Origin of the sequence: Catellatospora sp. TT07R-123, assembly GCF_018327705.1 — a bacterium.
GTDB lineage: Bacteria > Actinomycetota > Actinomycetes > Mycobacteriales > Micromonosporaceae > Catellatospora.
Genome location: NZ_BNEM01000001.1, coordinates 1,540,133 through 1,556,631, shown reverse-complemented (window position 1 = coordinate 1,556,631; position 16,499 = coordinate 1,540,133). Strand labels below are relative to the sequence as shown.

General features: G+C 73.6%; 15 protein-coding genes and 2 riboswitches. Of the genes, 11 read left to right on the top strand and 4 right to left on the bottom strand.

Annotated features, from left to right (window positions below; all coding sequences use genetic code 11):
• Positions 1-26 precede the first annotated feature (26 nt).
• Positions 27-1,055 carry a peptidase gene (locus Cs7R123_RS06525; RefSeq protein WP_212824242.1) on the bottom strand — a complete coding sequence of 343 codons (1,029 nt, stop codon included), beginning with the start codon at positions 1,053-1,055 and terminating at the stop codon, positions 27-29.
• Between the two features lie 325 nt (positions 1,056-1,380).
• Positions 1,381-1,532: riboswitch (cobalamin riboswitch) on the bottom strand.
• A 33-nt stretch (positions 1,533-1,565) separates the two neighbouring features.
• Positions 1,566-1,691, top strand: a riboswitch (cobalamin riboswitch).
• A 101-nt stretch (positions 1,692-1,792) separates the two neighbouring features.
• Between Cs7R123_RS06525 and Cs7R123_RS06520 the strand changes: the two genes are divergently transcribed.
• The 8 genes from Cs7R123_RS06520 (at position 1,793) to Cs7R123_RS06485 (ending at position 9,046) form a co-directional block, all read left to right on the top strand.
• Entirely contained in the window at positions 1,793-3,082 is a 1,290-nt protein-coding gene (locus tag Cs7R123_RS06520; protein WP_212824241.1) for a prenyltransferase/squalene oxidase repeat-containing protein, read from the top strand.
• The gene (locus tag Cs7R123_RS06515; protein ID WP_212824240.1) at positions 3,079-3,933 is read left to right on the top strand and encodes a hypothetical protein; all 855 of its coding nucleotides are present in this window, start codon (positions 3,079-3,081) and stop codon (positions 3,931-3,933) included. Before Cs7R123_RS06520 ends, Cs7R123_RS06515 begins: the two co-directional genes overlap by 4 nt.
• The gene (locus tag Cs7R123_RS06510) at positions 3,926-5,041 is read left to right on the top strand and encodes a CbiQ family ECF transporter T component (RefSeq protein WP_212824239.1); all 1,116 of its coding nucleotides are present in this window, start codon (positions 3,926-3,928) and stop codon (positions 5,039-5,041) included. The genes Cs7R123_RS06515 and Cs7R123_RS06510 overlap by 8 nt, the downstream gene beginning before the upstream one ends.
• On the top strand, positions 5,038-6,669 hold the full coding sequence (locus Cs7R123_RS06505; protein ID WP_212824238.1) for an ABC transporter ATP-binding protein: 1,632 nt from the start codon (positions 5,038-5,040) through the stop codon (positions 6,667-6,669). The genes Cs7R123_RS06510 and Cs7R123_RS06505 overlap by 4 nt, the downstream gene beginning before the upstream one ends.
• Positions 6,666-7,463: an ECF transporter S component gene (locus Cs7R123_RS06500; RefSeq protein ID WP_212824236.1), complete on the top strand. Its 798-nt coding sequence runs from the start codon at positions 6,666-6,668 to the stop codon at positions 7,461-7,463. Before Cs7R123_RS06505 ends, Cs7R123_RS06500 begins: the two co-directional genes overlap by 4 nt.
• Positions 7,464-7,545: 82 nt before the next feature.
• A complete protein-coding gene (locus tag Cs7R123_RS06495; protein ID WP_244871650.1) occupies positions 7,546-8,160 on the top strand; it encodes a nucleotidyltransferase domain-containing protein in 615 nt (204 codons plus the stop codon).
• 67 nt (positions 8,161-8,227) lie between these two features.
• Positions 8,228-8,650 (top strand): ribonuclease domain-containing protein, encoded by a 423-nt coding sequence (locus Cs7R123_RS06490; protein WP_212824234.1) that lies wholly within the window; start codon positions 8,228-8,230, stop codon positions 8,648-8,650.
• A 12-nt stretch (positions 8,651-8,662) separates the two neighbouring features.
• Positions 8,663-9,046, top strand: coding sequence for a barstar family protein (locus Cs7R123_RS06485; RefSeq protein WP_212824232.1), 384 nt, complete (start codon positions 8,663-8,665; stop codon positions 9,044-9,046).
• 50 nt (positions 9,047-9,096) lie between these two features.
• Here Cs7R123_RS06485 and Cs7R123_RS06480 read toward each other — a convergent pair whose 3' ends face one another.
• Complete coding sequence (locus tag Cs7R123_RS06480) at positions 9,097-10,068, bottom strand: aldo/keto reductase (RefSeq protein WP_212824230.1); 972 nt, start codon at positions 10,066-10,068, stop codon at positions 9,097-9,099.
• Between the two features lie 233 nt (positions 10,069-10,301).
• Here Cs7R123_RS06480 and Cs7R123_RS06475 point away from each other — a divergent pair, with 233 nt between their 5' ends.
• Positions 10,302-10,745 (top strand): CBS domain-containing protein, encoded by a 444-nt coding sequence (locus Cs7R123_RS06475; RefSeq protein ID WP_212824228.1) that lies wholly within the window; start codon positions 10,302-10,304, stop codon positions 10,743-10,745.
• Positions 10,742-12,025, top strand: coding sequence for an SLC13 family permease (locus tag Cs7R123_RS06470; protein WP_212824226.1), 1,284 nt, complete (start codon positions 10,742-10,744; stop codon positions 12,023-12,025). Before Cs7R123_RS06475 ends, Cs7R123_RS06470 begins: the two co-directional genes overlap by 4 nt.
• Before the next feature lie 48 nt (positions 12,026-12,073).
• On the opposite strand, the gene Cs7R123_RS06465 is transcribed toward Cs7R123_RS06470, so the two are convergent.
• Positions 12,074-13,882: a discoidin domain-containing protein gene (locus Cs7R123_RS06465; RefSeq protein ID WP_244871649.1), complete on the bottom strand. Its 1,809-nt coding sequence runs from the start codon at positions 13,880-13,882 to the stop codon at positions 12,074-12,076.
• Positions 13,883-14,203: 321 nt separating this feature from the next.
• Between Cs7R123_RS06465 and Cs7R123_RS06460 the strand changes: the two genes are divergently transcribed.
• Complete coding sequence (locus tag Cs7R123_RS06460) at positions 14,204-14,728, top strand: SRPBCC family protein (protein ID WP_212824224.1); 525 nt, start codon at positions 14,204-14,206, stop codon at positions 14,726-14,728.
• Between the two features lie 186 nt (positions 14,729-14,914).
• Here the strand turns inward: Cs7R123_RS06460 and Cs7R123_RS06455 are convergent, their stop codons facing one another.
• Positions 14,915-16,273 (bottom strand): serine/threonine-protein kinase, encoded by a 1,359-nt coding sequence (locus tag Cs7R123_RS06455; RefSeq protein WP_212824222.1) that lies wholly within the window; start codon positions 16,271-16,273, stop codon positions 14,915-14,917.
• Positions 16,274-16,499: the final 226 nt, after the last annotated feature.

Sequence of the window (16,499 nt, the reverse complement as noted above, 5' to 3'; positions counted from 1 at the left end):
GAGACGGCGGTTCATGACGGGTCCTTTCACGGGCAGGCGAGGGTGGGGGCGGCCGGGCTGGAACCCGCCGCGTCGAGGTCGGCGTAGCCGCGGCCGGTCAGGCCGAGCACGGCCTGCGCGGTCGCGCGCGGGGCGGTCGCCGGGTCGAAGGCCCCGGCCGTGTACGCGATCGCGCCCCGGTCGGCGGCCGCACCGGCGCAGCCGACCTGGAGCCCGCGCAGGAACGTGCGGGCCTTGGCCGCCGCCAGCAGGCGGCCGCTGGACTGCAGCGCCTGGGCGGCCAGACCGGTGCTGTTGGCGTTGGCGACCCCGGCCGAGGCGAAACCGCCGTCGGCCTGCTGCTGGGCGACCAGCCAGGTCAGGCCGCCGTACGCGTGGACGTGGTCGCCCGCGGCCCGCAGCGCCTGCACCGCCAGCGCGGTCGCGTCGACGTCGCCGGTGCAGACCGGCTGCTCCAGGTAGAGCGGGAAGCTGCCGTCGGCGCAGGCGGTCCCGGCCAGGTACGACACCGCCGAGGCGGGTGCGCCCGCGGCCGTGCGGTCCAGCGCGATGACGGCCAGTGACTGGGTGAACGAGTTGCTGAAGTCGCCCCAGGCAGACCGGTCGCTGAACCGGCCCGAGGTCGCCTGGAGGCCGCGCAGCCGCGTGACCAGGTCGACGCCGCCGAACGCGGCCGGATCGGCGCCGGTGACCTCGGCGGCCAGCGCGAGCTTGGCGGTGGCCCCGGCGTACGCCTCGGTGCCGTCGCCGATGTACCCGGTGAGCGTGCCCGGCTCGGCCAGCCACGACAGGGCGGCGTCGCGGTAGCTGCCGCCGGTCTTCGAGGCGGCGAACGCGAACACCGCGTCGATGGTCAGGCCCTGGTCGGCGTAGGCGACGCCGTCGAACACGACCTCGAAGCGCTCGCCGTCGACGAGCTGGCGGGCCAGCCAGCCCGCCGCCGCGTCGGCCCGGTTCAGGGTCGGGGCGGCGGCGGCCGGAGCGGTGGCGACCAGGGCGAGAGCGGCGGTGGCGGCGGTGAGCACGGCTAGCCGCCGCACGATGGTGCGGATCATGGGTGTGCCTTTCCGGCCCGCGGCGGCATGCCGGGGCCAGTGTCGAAAGTGGAGTCAGGCGCCGTGGGTCATGCCGCCGGCCGGGGCCGGCTGATTGCCTTCGTATCGCTGCCGGCGGCCCGTGGCGGCCGGCGGTACAAGCCTGGCACCGGGCCAGGAGGGCGAGGGCGATCGCGAGGCCCGCGCCGGCCCGGCGCACGCGGCGGCCGGGACGTGAAAGGGGGACATGGCACTCCTTCTGGGCGCCATGGGAGCGGCGTGCCTCGCCCGGTCTTCGCCAGACCTGGAGCGAGGCGGCCGGGCCCAAGACGCGTGGACGGTATCCGCAGGGTGGAGCGTCACCGGCAGGTGTTCGGGCTCCGGACGTGATGGTGGTCGCGTCCATACCGTTGCGCGTCAGCCCCGGGCTCACACCGGGTTCCCCTACGCGATGACGACCTCACGCTAAGCCATGCCCCCGGTTTCGCGCGAGTTGCGTACGTGACACCGCCCCCGCGTTGACGCTTGCAGACCACATGTGGTCGGATGGCTGCGTTCCAGCACCTCAGGGGAAGCCGGTCGAATCCCGGCACTGGCCCGCAGCCGTAGGTCCTTTTTGGACGAGTCGGATTACCTGGCTGGAACGCAGCAAACCACCAGCGTCGTCGTGGTCCACGGCGCGGAGCCTGAGCACCCGGGGCAGCGTTTCCGCGGGCGGTCGGTGTCCGCGCCAGCGCCGCTCACCCCCGGGAGCCCTCATGCCCGTCATCCGCCGCCGCGCGGCCGCCGCCCTGCTCGCCGCCGTCGCCGCGTTCGCCGTCGCGGCCCCCGCCGCCGCCCGCCCGCTCGCGCAGGCCCCGGCGGAGTCCGGCCCCGACCTGGCCAAAGGTGTGGCATACCTGGTCGCCCCGGCCAATCTCCAGGACGGCCGCTACTACGAGTCGTTTCCCGGGTTCCCCGACTTCGGCCTGAGCATCGACGGGGCGTTCGCGCTGGCCGCGACCGGGTCCGACGACGCGCGGCTGCGCGCGGTCACCGAGTTCATCCGCACCGGCGGGGTCGTCGGCGACGGCGGGTTCACCGTCGACGCCTGGCTCGGCATCGGCACCGAGTTCGCCTCCGGCGGCGCCATCGGCAAGGTCGCCGTGCTGGCGCAGGTCACCGGGTACGACCCGGGCGCCTTCGGCGGTCACGACCTGATCGCCGCCCTCAAGGACGTGACCTGCGCGAAGACCGACGAGGCCGCCGGCTGCGCCGGACCCGGCAACTACGCCTGGGCCACCTCGACGTTCGGGCAGGTCCTCGGCGTGGTCGCGCAGTTGCGCGCCGGGCGGGCCGCCGACGCGGCGAGCCCGGTCACGTTCCTGCTCGGCCTCCAGCGCGCCGACGGATCGTTCCCGAGCCTGATCCCGGCGACCGACCAGGACCGCGACGTCGACAGCACCGCGATGGCCGCGATGGCCCTGGTCCTGGCGGGCGGCCACGACTCGGCGGTGGACGCGGCCCTGGCCTGGATCGCCGGGCAGCAGAAGGCGCACGGCGGCTTCCCGGGCGCGGCCGGTGACTCGACCAACTCCACCGCGCTGGCGGTGCAGGGCCTGTCGCTGCGCGCCGACACGTACGCCGCGCAGCTCGGCAAGGCACGCGCCTTCCTGGCCCAGCAGCAGAACAGCGACGGCGGATTCGACGTCGCACTGGGCACCGACGGCTCGGACCTGCGCTCCTCGACGCAGGCGGTCAGCGGCGCGACCGGGATCTCGTTCGGCACGCTGCTGCGCGACGTCCACACGCCCGCCGCCTCGCCCTCGCCGTCCGCCGCGTCGCCGTCGCCGTCGCGTGCCGGCAGCTCGCCGTCGCCGTCCGCGGGCTCGCCGACCCCGTCGCGGACCGGCGGCTCGCCGTCGGCGTCGCCGACCGGTGCCGGGGGAGGGCTGCCGGTCACCGGCCTGCCGCTGACGGCGATCGTCGCGGTCGCGCTGGTGCTGATCGTGGCCGGGATGGCGCTGCTCATCGGCCTGCGGCGCCGGACCGAGGGCGGCGGCCGGTGAACCGGCGCGGCTCGGTCGCGGCGCTGGTGCTGCTCGCGGCGGTGATGCTCGCGCCCGGCGCGCCCGCCGCGGCCGCGCCGCAGCCGGTCGGGAAGTGCACCACCAGTTCCGGGGTGATCCTGGCGGTGGACTTCAGCCACTGGGGCGGGCCGCTGCTGCGTGCCTGCGGCACCACCCCGACGACCGGATACCAGCTGCTCAACCAGGGCGGCTGGAAGACCGCCGGGACCCAGCACGACGGCCCGGCGTTCGTGTGCCGCATCGGCTACTCCGGTTACCAGGGCGGCACGCAGTATCCGACCTCGGCGACCGAGAAGTGCGTGCTGACACCCCCGGCTACGGCGTACTGGTCGTACTGGCACGCCGATCCGGGGCAGGACTCGTGGTCGTACTCGCAGCTCGGCGCGATGGGCTACCACCCGAAACCCGGCAGCGTCGACCTGTGGACGTTCGGCGCCACGGCCACGGACGGCAGCCAGGGCAGGCCGAGGTTCAGCCCGGACAGCGTGCGCGCCCGCAACACCAGCCCCATCGGCTCGCCCACCCCGAAACCGCGCCCGACCACGGCCCGGCCCTCGGCGTCCACCGCGCGACCGTCCGCCTCGGCCGCCGCAGCGTCCACTTCGGCCGGACCCTCGGCCCCGGCCGCGATGCCGAGCGCCTCGGTGAGCGAGACCGCGGCACCGACCGAGGACGTCCCGCCGATCGTCGACGCGGCGCCCACCGGGGCCGCCGCGCCGCAGGACCCGGGCACGGCGGTGCCGCTGCTGGTCACCGCCGCGATCGTGCTGCTGCTCGGCACGGGTGCGGTCGTCGCGGTACGCCGCAGGCGCGCCGCCGCCGATGACTAGCCTGGCCGCCGCGCGGCTGCCCCGGGCGCTGCACCCGGTCGCGTGGTGGCTGTGGGCGCTGGCCCTGGCCACCGCGGCCAGCCGCACCGGCAACCCGCTGCTGCTGGCGCTGATCTTCGCGGTGCTCGGGCTGGCGGTGACGCTGCGCCGGGGCGACGCGCCCTGGGCCCGCGCCTTCGGCTACTACCTGCTGCTGGCGCTGACCGTGATCGCGATCCGGGTGCTGTTCCGGGCCGTGTTCGCCTCCGGCACCGGCCCCGGCGACCACATCCTGCTCACCCTGCCGCAGGTGCCCACCCCCGACTGGTACGCGGGCATCCAGCTCGGCGGCCCCGTCTCCGCCGAGGCCGTGCTGTCGGCCGCGCTGGACGGCATGCGGCTGGCCTGCCTGCTGTGCTGCATCGGCGCCGCGAACACGCTGGCCAACCCGAAACGGGCGCTGCGGGTGCTGCCCGGTGCCCTGTACGAGCTCGGCGTCGCGGTCACCGTCGCGCTGACGGTGGCCCCGCAGCTGGTCGAGAGCGTGCAGCGGGTGGCCCGCGCCCGCCGCCTGCGCGCCGGGCGCACCCGCGGCCTGCGGGCGCTGCGCGCGATCGCGCTGCCGGTGCTGCACGACGCCCTCGACCGGTCGCTGCGGCTGGCCGCCGCGATGGACTCGCGCGGCTACGGCCGCACCGGTTCGGCCACCCGTACGTCGCGGCTGGTCACGGGCGCGCTCATGCTCACCGGGATGACCGGCCTGTGCGTCGGCGCGTACGGCCTGCTCGACCCGACCGTCCCCGGCGCCGTCGGCACGGCCGGGTTCGCCGCCGGGGCGGTGCTGTGCACCGGCGGGCTGATCCTCGGCGGGCGCCGGGTCTCGCGCACCCGCTACCGCCCCGATCCGTGGCAGTGGCCGGAATGGACGGTCGCGGTCGGCGGCCTGTCCGCCGCGTTCGTGCTCGCGGCGGGCACCGGCTACGACCCGGCCGCCGGCACGGACCTGCTGCACTGGCCGACCCTGCCCGCGCTGCCCGCCGCCGCGATCCTGCTCGCCGCCGCGGCCGCGCTGGCCGCGCCACCGCCACCGCCGCGCCACCGTCCCGTCCCCGCCGGAGCCGTCGCATGATCCGATTCGACCGCGTGTCCGTCACGTACGACGGGGCCGCCGTGCCCGTGCTGCGCGACGTCGACCTGCACCTGGACGAGGGCGAGCTGGTCCTGGTCGTCGGGCACACCGGCACCGGCAAGTCGACGCTGCTCGGGGCGGTCAACGGCCTGGTGCCGCACTTCACCGGCGGCACGCTCACCGGCCGGGTCACCGTCGCCGGGCGCGACACCGCCCACCACCCGCCGCGCGAGCTGGCCGACCTCGTCGGCGTCGTCGGACAGGATCCGGTCGCCGGATTCGTCACCGACACCGTCGAGGAGGAGCTGGCGTACGGCATGGAGCAGCTGGCCCTGGACCCGAGGGTGATGCGCGCCCGGGTGGAGGAGGCGCTCGATCTGCTCGGGCTGGCCGAGCTGCGCCACCGCGGCCTGCACCAGCTGTCGGGCGGCCAGCAGCAGCGGGTCGCCATCGCCGCCGCGCTCACCGCCCACCCGCGGGTGCTGGTGCTCGACGAGCCGACGTCGGCGCTGGACCCGACCGGTGCCGAGGATGTCCTCGCCGCGATCACCCGGCTCGTGCACGATCTCGGCATCACCGTGGTGCTGGCCGAGCACCGGCTCGAACGCGTCGTCCCGTACGCCGACCGGGTCGTCCACCTGGCCGGTGACGGCACCGTCAGCTGCGGCGACCCGGCCGCGCAACTCGCCGCGTCGACTGTCGCGCCGCCCGTGGTCGAACTGGCCCGGCACGCGGGCTGGACGCCGGTCCCGCTGTCGGTCCGCGACGCCCGCCGCCGCGCCGCGCACCTGCGCGACCGGCTGCCCGCCGACCCGCCCCCGCACCGCACCAGCCGCGCCACCGAGCAGGTGGAACTCGCCGCACGGGGCGTCATCGTCCGGCACGGGCCCGTCGTCGCGGTGCGCGGCGTCGACCTGGACCTGCGGCGCGGCGAGGTGACCGCCCTGATGGGACGCAACGGGTCCGGCAAGTCCTCGCTGCTGTGGGCGGTGCAGGGCTCGGGGCGCCGCGACGGCGGCACGGTGGCGGTGCGGGACGGCTCGGGGCGTACCGACCCGAGGTCGGTGTCGGCCGCGCGTGCCCGCGCCCTGGTCGGCCTCGTCCCGCAGACCGCGACCGACCTGCTCTACCTCGACACCGTCGGCGCCGAACTCGCCCAGGCAGACCGCGACGGCGACGTGCTCGGCAGTCCCGGCGCCGCCGCGGCGCTGCTGGACGCGATCGCGCCCGGCATCGACCGGGCCGCCCATCCGCGCGACCTGTCCGCCGGGCAGCAGCTCGCGCTGGTGCTCGCGGTGCAGCTGGCCGTCACGCCGGGCGTGGTGCTGCTCGACGAGCCGACCCGGGGCCTGGACTACCGCGCCAAGCAGGCCCTGGCCGCGACCGTCGACACCCTGGCCGCGCGCGGGCACGCCGTGGTCGTGGCCACGCACGACGTCGAGTTCGCCACGCTCGTCGCCGACCGGGTCGTGGTGATGGCCGACGGCGAGGTCGTCGCCGACGGACCGGCCGCGGCGGTGCTCACCGCGTCGCCGTCGTTCGCGCCGCAGGTGGCGAAGATCCTGGCCCCGGCGCCGTACCTGACCGTCGGCCAGGTGCGGGCCGCGCTGCCGGAGGAGGGGGTATGACCACCGTCCGCGCCGTCCGCGTGCCCGTCCGCGCCGTCGCCGTGATCACGATGGCGGCGCTGCTGGGGCTGGTCGCGTTCTTCTGGCCGTTCGTCGTCGCGCCCGGACGGCTGGGCTCGACCCAGACGCCGCCGCTGCTGTTCGGGGTGCTGCTGCTGGTGGTGCTGGCCGTGGTGCTCGCCGAGATCGCCGAGAAGCGGATCGACGCCAAGGCCCTGGCCATGCTCGGCGTCCTGTCGGCGGTCAACGCGGCGCTGCGGCCGCTGGGCGCGGGCACCGCCGGCATCGAGACCGTGTTCTTCCTGCTCGTGCTCGCCGGCCGGGTGTTCGGGCCGGGGTTCGGGTTCACCCTGGGGTGCACGTCGCTGTTCGCGTCCGCGCTGCTCACCGGCGGGGTCGGGCCGTGGATGCCGTACCAGATGTTCGGCTGCGCGTACGTCGGCATGCTCGCGGGCCTGCTGCCGAGAGTGCGGGGCAAGGCCGAGATCGCGATGCTCGCCGCGTACGCCGCCGTCTCCGGCTACCTGTTCGGGTTCCTGCTCAACCTGTCGTTCTGGCCGTTCTCCCTGGACCCGAACAGCTCCATCGCGTACGAGCCCGGCCTGCCGCTGCTCGAACAGCTCCAGCGCTACCTGGTGTTCTTCACCGTCACCTCGCTCGGCTGGGACACCGGCCGCGCGATCACCACGGCCGTCCTGGTGGTCCTCACCGGACCGGCCGTGCTCGGCGCCCTGCGCCGCGCCGCCCGCCGCGCCAGCTTCCACGCCGCTGCGGGCTTCGACCCGCCACCCTGACCCGGTTGCGGGGTCACACCGCATACGGTGTGGGCACACCGTATGCGGTGTGGGTCGCCGCCGGTGGGTAAGCTCGCGGACCGTGGATGATCTTGTGCGTCGGCTGTCGGAAGTGCGCGGAGTGGTGGCGGTGGTGCTCGGCGGGAGCCGGGCGCGCGGCGAGCACCGGCCGGACAGCGACTACGACTACGGCCTGTACTACCGGGGCGAGCTGGACGTCGATGCGCTGCGGGTGCTGGGCTTCTACAGCCACGCCTACGCGGGGGAGCTGGCGCTGTGCCAGGTGCTGGCCGACCCGACCGGCGAGGTGTCGGCAGTGCGGGAGCAGGCGCAGTACTACCCGCAGCCGCTGGCCGAGGCGCTGGTCGCGGGGCTGTGGGAGGCGGACTTCATGATCGGGGCGGCGCGCAAGGCGCCGCTGGACCGGGTGTACGTCACCGGCTGCCTGTTCCGCGCCGTCGGCGTCATGGCCCACGCGCTGCACGGCCGCGCGGGCCGCTGGACGGTCAACGAGAAGGCATCGTCGCGTCGGCGGCGAAGCTGGCGATCGCGCCGCCCGGGTTCGCGGCGGCGGCCGAGGCGGCCGTCACCGATACCGACGCTGCGGCCGAACTGCTGGACCGGGTGCGGGCCGCGACCCGCTGACGAGGCGAGACAAGGATTTAACACGCGGTTCAGTGCCATTTTCCATTCATAAACTTCCATTGTTGGTACGTCCGCGCAACGATGGCGCCTGATCGCCAACCCGCTGCGGAGGTACCCCCATGACCCTCGCCCTGCGCACCCCGGCCCGCCTGTCCTGGCCGCTGCGCGCCGCCCTCGTCCTGGCCATGCTGCTCACCGCCCTGGTCGTCCCCGCGACCAGCGAGCCCGCCTCGGCCGCCGTCTACAGCACGTGCACCATCTCCCGCTGCGCCGACGCGCGCACCGCCCGGTCCGGCTGGTCGGCCAAGGGCTTCCCGACGACCTCCGGCTGGTACTCGTGGAGCGGCGGGCTCTACAACTACACCGGCGGCCAGTTCTTCAACCGCGAGGGCCAGCTGCCGGCGGGCGCCACCTACTACGAGTACGACGTGTACCCGCGCACCAAGGGCGCCGCCCGCGACGCGTACCGCATCGTGGTCAACCGGGCGACCGGGGTGACCTGGTTCTCGCCGAACCACTACACCGACTTCTACCGGCTCTGAGACGAGGTCGCCGTGCCGACGCCCGATGCCCTGCCGCGCTGGCTGGACCTGCGCGACGGGCCCGCGCCCGCCGGTGACCGCACCGTCGGCGGACAGGCCTGCCGCACCCGGGCGGGCCTGTTCGCCGAGTTCGCCCGCGCGCTGGCCTTCCCGGCGCACTTCGGCGCCAACTGGGACGCCTTCGCCGACTGCCTGCGCGACGCCGTCCAGGCCGATCCCGTGCTCACGGTCGCCCACGCCGAGGACCTGCTCGTCGCCGAGCCGCACCACCTGCCCGTACTGCTGGACATCGTGTCCGTGCTCGCCCAGACCACGGCGCCGGTGACCCTCATCCTGCACGCCGTGCCGCCGTCCACGCAGCTCGTGGCACGGTTGCACGCGGCCCTGCCGCGCTGACCCGGACCGCGTACGCGGCGCGGTCCAGGTCGGCGCCGGTCAGTAGCCGGTCAGTAGCCGGACGGCAGGCGCGGGGTGTAGTGCTCCTCCAGCAGCCGGGCCTGGTCGTCGGTGAGCACGAGGTCGAGGGCGGCGGCCGCGTCGGCGAGGTGGTGCGGCTTGGTCGGGCCGACGATCGGGGCGGTGACCACCGGGTTGCGCAGCACCCAGGCCAGCGCGACCTGCGCCATCGGCACGCCGTGCGCCTGCGCGACGGCCTGTACGGCGTCGACGATCGGCTTGTTGAACTCGCCGTCGTAGCGCGACTGGAGCGGGTCGGTGGCGGCGCGCTGGGTCGTGTTCTGGTCCCACGGCCGGGCCAGCCGCCCCTTGGCCAGCGGGCTCCACGGGATGCTGCCGACGCCCTGATCGGCCAGCAGCCCGAACATCTCCCGCTCCTCCTCGCGCTGCACCAGGCTGTACTGGTTCTGCATGGAGACGAACCGGGTCCAGCCGTGGCGCTGCGCGGCGTGCTGCATCTTGGCGAACTGCCACGCCCACATCGACGACGCGCCGAGGTAGCGGACCTTGCCCGCCCGGACCACGTCGTGCAGCGCCTCCATCGTCTCCTCGACCGGCGTCTCCGGGTCGAACCGGTGGATCTGGTAGAGGTCGACGTAGTCGGTGCCCAGGCGGCTGAGCGAGGCGTCGACCTGCTCCATGATCGCCTTGCGGGACAGGCCGGAGCCGCCGGGTCCGTCGTGCATCTTGAAGAAGACCTTGGTGGCCAGGACGATGTCGTCGCGGCGGGTGTACTTGCGCATCGCGCGGCCGACCACCTCCTCGGAGCTGCCGACGCCGTACGCGTTGGCGGTGTCCCAGAAGGTGATGCCGAGCTCGACGGCCTGCCGGAACACCGGCTCGGCGGCCGCGTCGTCCAGGGCCCACTTGTTGAAGCCGCGCGAGGTGTCGCCGAAGCTCATGCAGCCGAGCGCGATCCGGCTGACCTTGAGACCCGACGTGCCCAGGCGTGCGTACTGCATGAGGATGATTCCCGTCTGCCGTGGTGGACGAGCCCGCCCGGCTCCGCGCTGTCGCGAGCCTGGACGCGGGCCACACCTGGACATTATCCGTCGTACCGCACAGTGATCACCTCACCGGCCGCCGGGGCGGGGCGGGATGGTGCCGGGGCGGTCGCAGCCGCTAGGGTGTACGCAGGAGCGCCGGGAAGTCTGGTCGGCACGGTATTCGCCGTCGACCAGAGAGGTTTCCTCCCATGCGCGCGTCTGATCTGGCCGTTCCGTGGCCGACCGTCGAGCTGTCCACTCCCGCGCTGGCCGCCGCGCGCATGCTCGCCGACGCCGACCTGCCCGGACTCATCGTGGTGGACCGCTCCGGGGCGCCGTTCGCGGTGCTGCCGGGCACGCAGGTGCTGCGGCTGGCGGTCCCCAGCTACTGCCAGGAAGACCCCACGCTGGCCCACCTGGTCGACGAGGCCGCCGCCGACGTGTTCATGCGCGGGCTCGGCGACCTGTCCGTGCGCGAGTGCCTGCCGCCGCAGCCGCATGAACTGCCGGTGGTCGAGCCGTCGGCGACGGCGCTGGAACTGGCCGCGCTGATGGCCCGCACCCGCAGCCCGCTGGTCGCGGTCGTCGAGCGCGGGCGGCTGCTCGGCGCGGTCACCCTGCACAACCTGCTGGACCGGGTGCTGCCGGTATGACCCTCCAGGCATGGCTGGCCGTGGCCGTCTTCGTCACCGCGTACGTGCTGATCGCGACCGAGTGGGTACACCGGGTCGCCGCGGCGCTGGGCGGGGCGGTGGCGATGGCGCTGATCGGCGCCACCGACGCGCACACGGCGTTCTTCTCGCCGGAGTCCGGCGTGGACTGGAACGTCATCGTGCTGCTGATCGGCATGATGCTGATCGTCGGGGTGCTGCGGCGCACCGGCCTGTTCGAGTATCTGGCGATCTGGTCGGTGAAGCGGGCGCGCGGGCGGCCGTACCCGGTGCTGGTCCTGCTCGTGGTCATCACCGCGGTGGCGTCGGCCGGGCTGGACAACGTGACCACGGTCCTGCTGATCGCGCCGGTGACCCTGTTCGTGTGCGACCGGCTCGGGCTGCCCGCGGCCCCGTTCCTGATCGCCGAGGTGATGGCGTCGAACATCGGCGGGGCGGCGACGCTGATCGGCGACCCGCCCAACATCATCGTGGCGAGCAAGTCGGGGCTGGGCTTCAACGACTTCCTGTCCGTCATGGCGCCGATCGTGGCGATCATCCTGGTGGTCTTCCTGGCGCTGTGCCGGTGGCTGTTCCGCGACGCGCTGCACCCGAACGCGGAGAAGGCGGCGGCGGTGCTCGCGATGCGCGAGCGCGACGGGATCCGCAAGCCCCGGCTGCTGGCGGTGAGCCTGGTGGTGCTGGCGGCGGTGCTGGCCGGGTTCGTGCTGCACCCGCTCCTGCACCTGGACCCGGCGATCGTGGCGATCATCGGCGGCCTGGTGCTGCTGGCGGCCTCGCGGCTGGACCCGGACGAGGTGGCCAAGGACGTCGAGTGGCACACGCTGCTGTTCTTCGTCGGCCTGTTCGTGATGGTCGGCGCGCTGGTCGACACCGGGGTGATCGACCGGCTGTCGCAGGCGGCGGCCCAGGCGACCGAGGGCCGGCTGTGGGGCACGACGATGCTGCTGCTGTGGGCGTCGGCGGGCCTGTCCGCGGTGATCGACAACATCCCGTACGTCGCGACGATGAGCCCGATCGTGGCCGACCTGGTGCACAGCGGCGGGCAGGGGCACAACGTGCTCTGGTGGGCGCTGCTGCTCGGCGCCGACCTGGGCGGCAACGCGACCGCCATCGGCGCCTCGGCCAACGTGGTGATGCTGGGCGTCGCCGAGCGCGCCCACCGCCCGATCACCTTCTGGCAGTTCACCCGGTACGGCCTGATCGTCACCGTGATCACGGTGGCCGTCTGCGTGCCGTACCTCTATCTGCGTTTCTTCTGACGGGGGAGGGCCGCTCCCCCTCAAGACGGGGGAGCGGCCCTCAATAGGTCACCAGCCGACGGCGATCAGCAGGTACTGCGGGTTGCCGTGGGAGATGAACGAGGACTGCTCGGTGACGTCGTCATAGGGGAAGCCGTACGCGAGCTTGTTGATGGCGTGGTCGTGCCAGAACCGGGCGTAGTAGTTGGCCGGGGCGGCCTGGTAGAAGTTGCTCACCGTGCCCCACTGCGACTGCGGCAGGTGCGCCACGTGCCGGTTGAGCGCGGCGCACATGTTCGGGTTGCCCGCCAGGACGCCCGCGCAGCCGGTGATGTCGGAGGTGGTCGCGGTGATCCCGACCGACGCCGCGTAGCTGCTCAGGTAGTTGGCGTACTGGCCGCCGGTGCGGAAGTCGGCGTCGCTGCCCGGCGTGATGATCCGGTACGGCGCCTGCACGGTGGCCAGGTGGTCGAACTCGGCCGGGACCTCGTTGACGAACTTCTGGAAGGTCACCGCCCGGTCCTCGGCGAAGGTGGCATAGTCCTCGCCCACGGACGCGTCGTAGCCGTCGTGGGCGTGCAGCCGCATCGCGAGCTTCAGGCCGAAGGCGTCGACGCGGGTGGTGTTGCCGTTGAACACCGACGGCCCGACCGTGAACTCGATGAAGTCGTAGTACAGGCTGTTCGGGGTGCCGAGGTAGAAGTACATCCGGCCGGCGGTGTTTACCGGCATGTCGAAGTACGGCTGGTCGGCGATGGAGTGGACGGTGCCGTTGTAGCTCCAGAACACCTGGCTGTCGGGGTACTTGCCGTTGGTCCGGTTGAGGATCTTCAGCATGACCACGTTCTGCGCCGCCGGGATGCTGCTGGTGTCGCCCCAGAAGTTGTTCGGGTCGGTCGGCGACGGCGACGTGCTCGGCTGCGGGCTCGGGCTCGGGCTGGTGGCGCCGGAGCCCAGCCGCACCGCGAACTCGAACAGCGAGTAGCCGTAGGCGGTGTTGCGCGCGGTGCCGTTCATGCGCACGTACCGGCCGTTGCCGTTGACGTCGAGGGTCTGGGTGCCGCCCGCGCCGGTGGTGGTGGAGTAGAGGTTCGTCCACGGGCCGGTCGCCGAGTTGGAGACCTGGAGCTGGAACGACTTGGCCGAGGCCGCCTCCCAGGTCAGCACGACCTGGCAGATCGGCTGCGCGGTGCCCAGGTCGACCTGGATCCACTGCGGGTCGGCGAACAGGCTGGACCAGCGGGTGGTGGTGGCGTTGCCGTCGAACGCCGCCGAGGCCGAGAACGTCGCGTTCTCCGCCGACGAGGCGGTGGCGGGCCGGTTCAGCGCGGCGTTGGCGGTGGTGCAGCCGCCGCCGGTCGGGAACGTGCCGAACACCTGGAACTCCCACAGCGAGTAGCCGTAGGCGGTGTTGCGGACGGTGCCGTTCACGCGTACGTACCGGCCGCTGCCGCTGACCGCCAGCGTCTGGACGCCGCCCGCGCCGGTGGTGGTGCTGTAGATGTTCGTCCAGGGACCGGTCGCCGAGCCCGCGACCTGGAGCTGGAACGACTTGGCCGAGGCGGCCTCCCAGTTGAGCACCACCTGGCTGATGGTGGCGGTGGCGCCGAGGTCGACCTGGAGCCACTGCGGGTCGGCGAAGGCGCTGGACCAGCGGGTGCCGGTGTTGCCGTCGACCGCCGCCGAGGCCGGGCTGGCGGCGTTCTCGGTGGAGGAGGCGGTGGCGGGCTTGCCCTGCGAGATGAGCGGGTCGGCGGCGCGGGCGCTGCCGGTGGCCAGGGCGAAGATGTACGCGGCCAGTAGCACCATGGTCGCGGAGATGACCGCGAACAGGTACGCCGGCCGCCGTCGGACGGTCGGTCGGAGCTCGATGGGCATGGAGGTCTCCCTGTCGTGCTGGACGTGCGGCACGGCCGGCCGGGAGGCCGCGTCGCGGCGGGTGCGGATCGATCATTCAGAGAGCGCTCTCTGGCAAGATTCGACCCGGATCGCATGTCTGTCAATACGATCGGCGTGCCACAGTTCGGGCGTCGATCCTCGACCGACTGTCGCGCAAGGATGGGCATGTCTCCTGGCCAGGATATTTGTTGTCGGCGACACCATTGCCGACCGTGGATCCCGCCGAAATCTCTCGGACACGATCCGGCAACGATGCAAATCGATATATGGCAATGGCGTGGATAGGGCAGGATGAGCGGTATGCCAGTCGTACAGGCCGTCGTGGTCGTCCCCGTCACCCCGGCTGTCGCGTTCGCGGTCTCGCAGACCACCGGCGCCGCCCGCTACCGGTGGGACCCGTTCGTGCGCGAGCAGCACCTGCTCGACGGCGCCGTCCGCCCCGCCAAGGGCGTGCGCACCTTCACCCGGTCCCGCCACGGCCTGACGATGACCAGCGAATACGTCTCCTACAACCCGCCCACCAACGTCGGCATGCGTATGGTCGACGGGCCGTGGTTCTTCGCGATGATGGCGGGCGGCTGGCGGTTCGCTCCCGCCGAGCAGCCCGGCCACACCGTCGCGACCTGGCGCTACCACTTCCGCACCCGTCCCGCGCTGATCCGGCCGATCGCCGACCGCATCGGGGTGTGGCTGCTCGGCCGCGACATCCGCCGCCGCATCGAGGGCTTCGCCCGCGGCTGCCAGGACCCGGCCGTCCTCGCCGCCACCGTCCCGCCCGCCGCCGTCCCGCCCGCCGCCGCCAAGGGCCGGGGCGCGGTCGGTTGATCGCCGCCTGCGGTCAGAACCTGACCTAAAAGCGCACCTTCTGACCTCAAACGGCGATCTTCGCGGGAAGATCACCGTTTGAGGGCTGAAAAGGTGGTGTCGCTGGGGCGGCGCCGGTAGGGAAGTGGCCGGACTTGGCGATCAAGGTCGGCCCGGGTCGTGTCGGCGGGTGGGGGCCGGGTTGGGTCAGTCGTGGTTTCCGTTGTCGCGGGGGAGGGCGGCGACTAGGGCGCCGGACAGCTCGGCGAGGCGGTCGTAGGCCTCGGGGGAGAGGCGGCCGTCGCGCCGCAGGTCCTGGAGCCGGTCGATGAAGTCCTCCGCCTGGCTGCGTCCCTCGCCCGCGTCCTTGCGGAGCCTCTTGTCGAGATCGGACAGCCGTTTGCGCAGGTCCCGTGCCGTTCGGTCGTCCACGGCACCGGAGTCGGCCAGCCGGTCGACCTCCTGTGTCAGCGAGCGCAGCAGCGCGTCGGGCCGGGCGGCCGCCACCGGCGACGCGGCCACCGAGCGGGCGGGGCCGGAGGTCGCCCCGGCCATCGGCACCCCGGCTCGCTGCCCGGCGGACTGGAGCAGCAGCAGGCCGAGCATCACTGCGGTGACCGCGCTGACCAGCCCGCAGGCGACCAGCACCGGCCGCAGCCAGCGGTTGCCGCCGCGCCGCCCGACCGGCACCGCGGGCAGGTCGACGGCGGTGGCGGGGCCCGGCACCGGCACCTGGGCGCGTCCGGCGGGCGGCTGCGCCGCCATCACCCGGGTCGTCGCGGGGCCGGCCGCCGTGAACAGCTGCGTGGCGGCGGTCTCGTCGGCGCGCAGCCGGTCGAGTTCGGCGGCGACCTCGGCCGCGCTTTCGGGGCGGTCGGCGGGGTCCGGCGCGGTCAGGCGGCCGATCAGGTCGGCCAGGGCGGGCGGTGCCGGGTGGGGCGGGACGGCGGCGGGTCCGGGCGGGGCGCCGGTGATGAGGGCGTACAGGACGCAGCCGAGGCCGTACAGGTCGGTGCGGGCGTCGACGGGGCCGCCCCGGGCCTGCTCCGGTGCGGTGTAGCCGGGGGTGCCCGCGACCAGCGCCGGGTAGGCGTCCTGCTCCCAGGCGGCGATGCCGAAGTCGCACACCTTCAGCGCCCCGGAGCCGGCCAGCAGCAGGTTGCCGGGGGTGATGTCGCGATGGACCACCCCGGCCGCGTGGGCGGCGGTCAGCGCGGCGCAGGTCTGCGCGGCGATGTCGAGGGCCTGCGCGACCGGCACCGGACCCGACTCCAGCACCTGCGCCACGGAGGGGCCGTCGACGAGTTCCATCACCACGTACGCGCGGTCCTGGCCGACGGAGACGTCGTATACGGCGACGATGGCGGGGTGGGCCAGCGCGGCGATGGTCTGCGCCTCGCGCCAGAACCGCTGGCGCATGTCGGGGTCGTGCAGCATCGCCGCGCCCAGCGCCTTGATCGCCACCGGGCGCCGCAGGCGCAGGTCCAGGCCGCGCCATACGGTGGCCATGCCGCCCTCGCCGATCTGCTCCAGCAGCTGGTACCGCTGGTCGAGCACTGTGGTCATGGCACGTCCCTCCCGGTCTGCCAGCCGTTTCTACCCGGCGGGCGGGTGGATGCAACAACAGAGGCGGGTTCTGTTGAAATGCCCACATCCGGGTGACGTTTGCGACCGCTGCGGCGCTGCTTGATCGGGGCCGTCGAATAGCTGGAGTGACCGGGCGCGGGGGTGCGTCCCTTGCTTCGGGTCGGCGGCCCACCCCTGCCTAGCATCGACGCTGGCCTATCAAGAG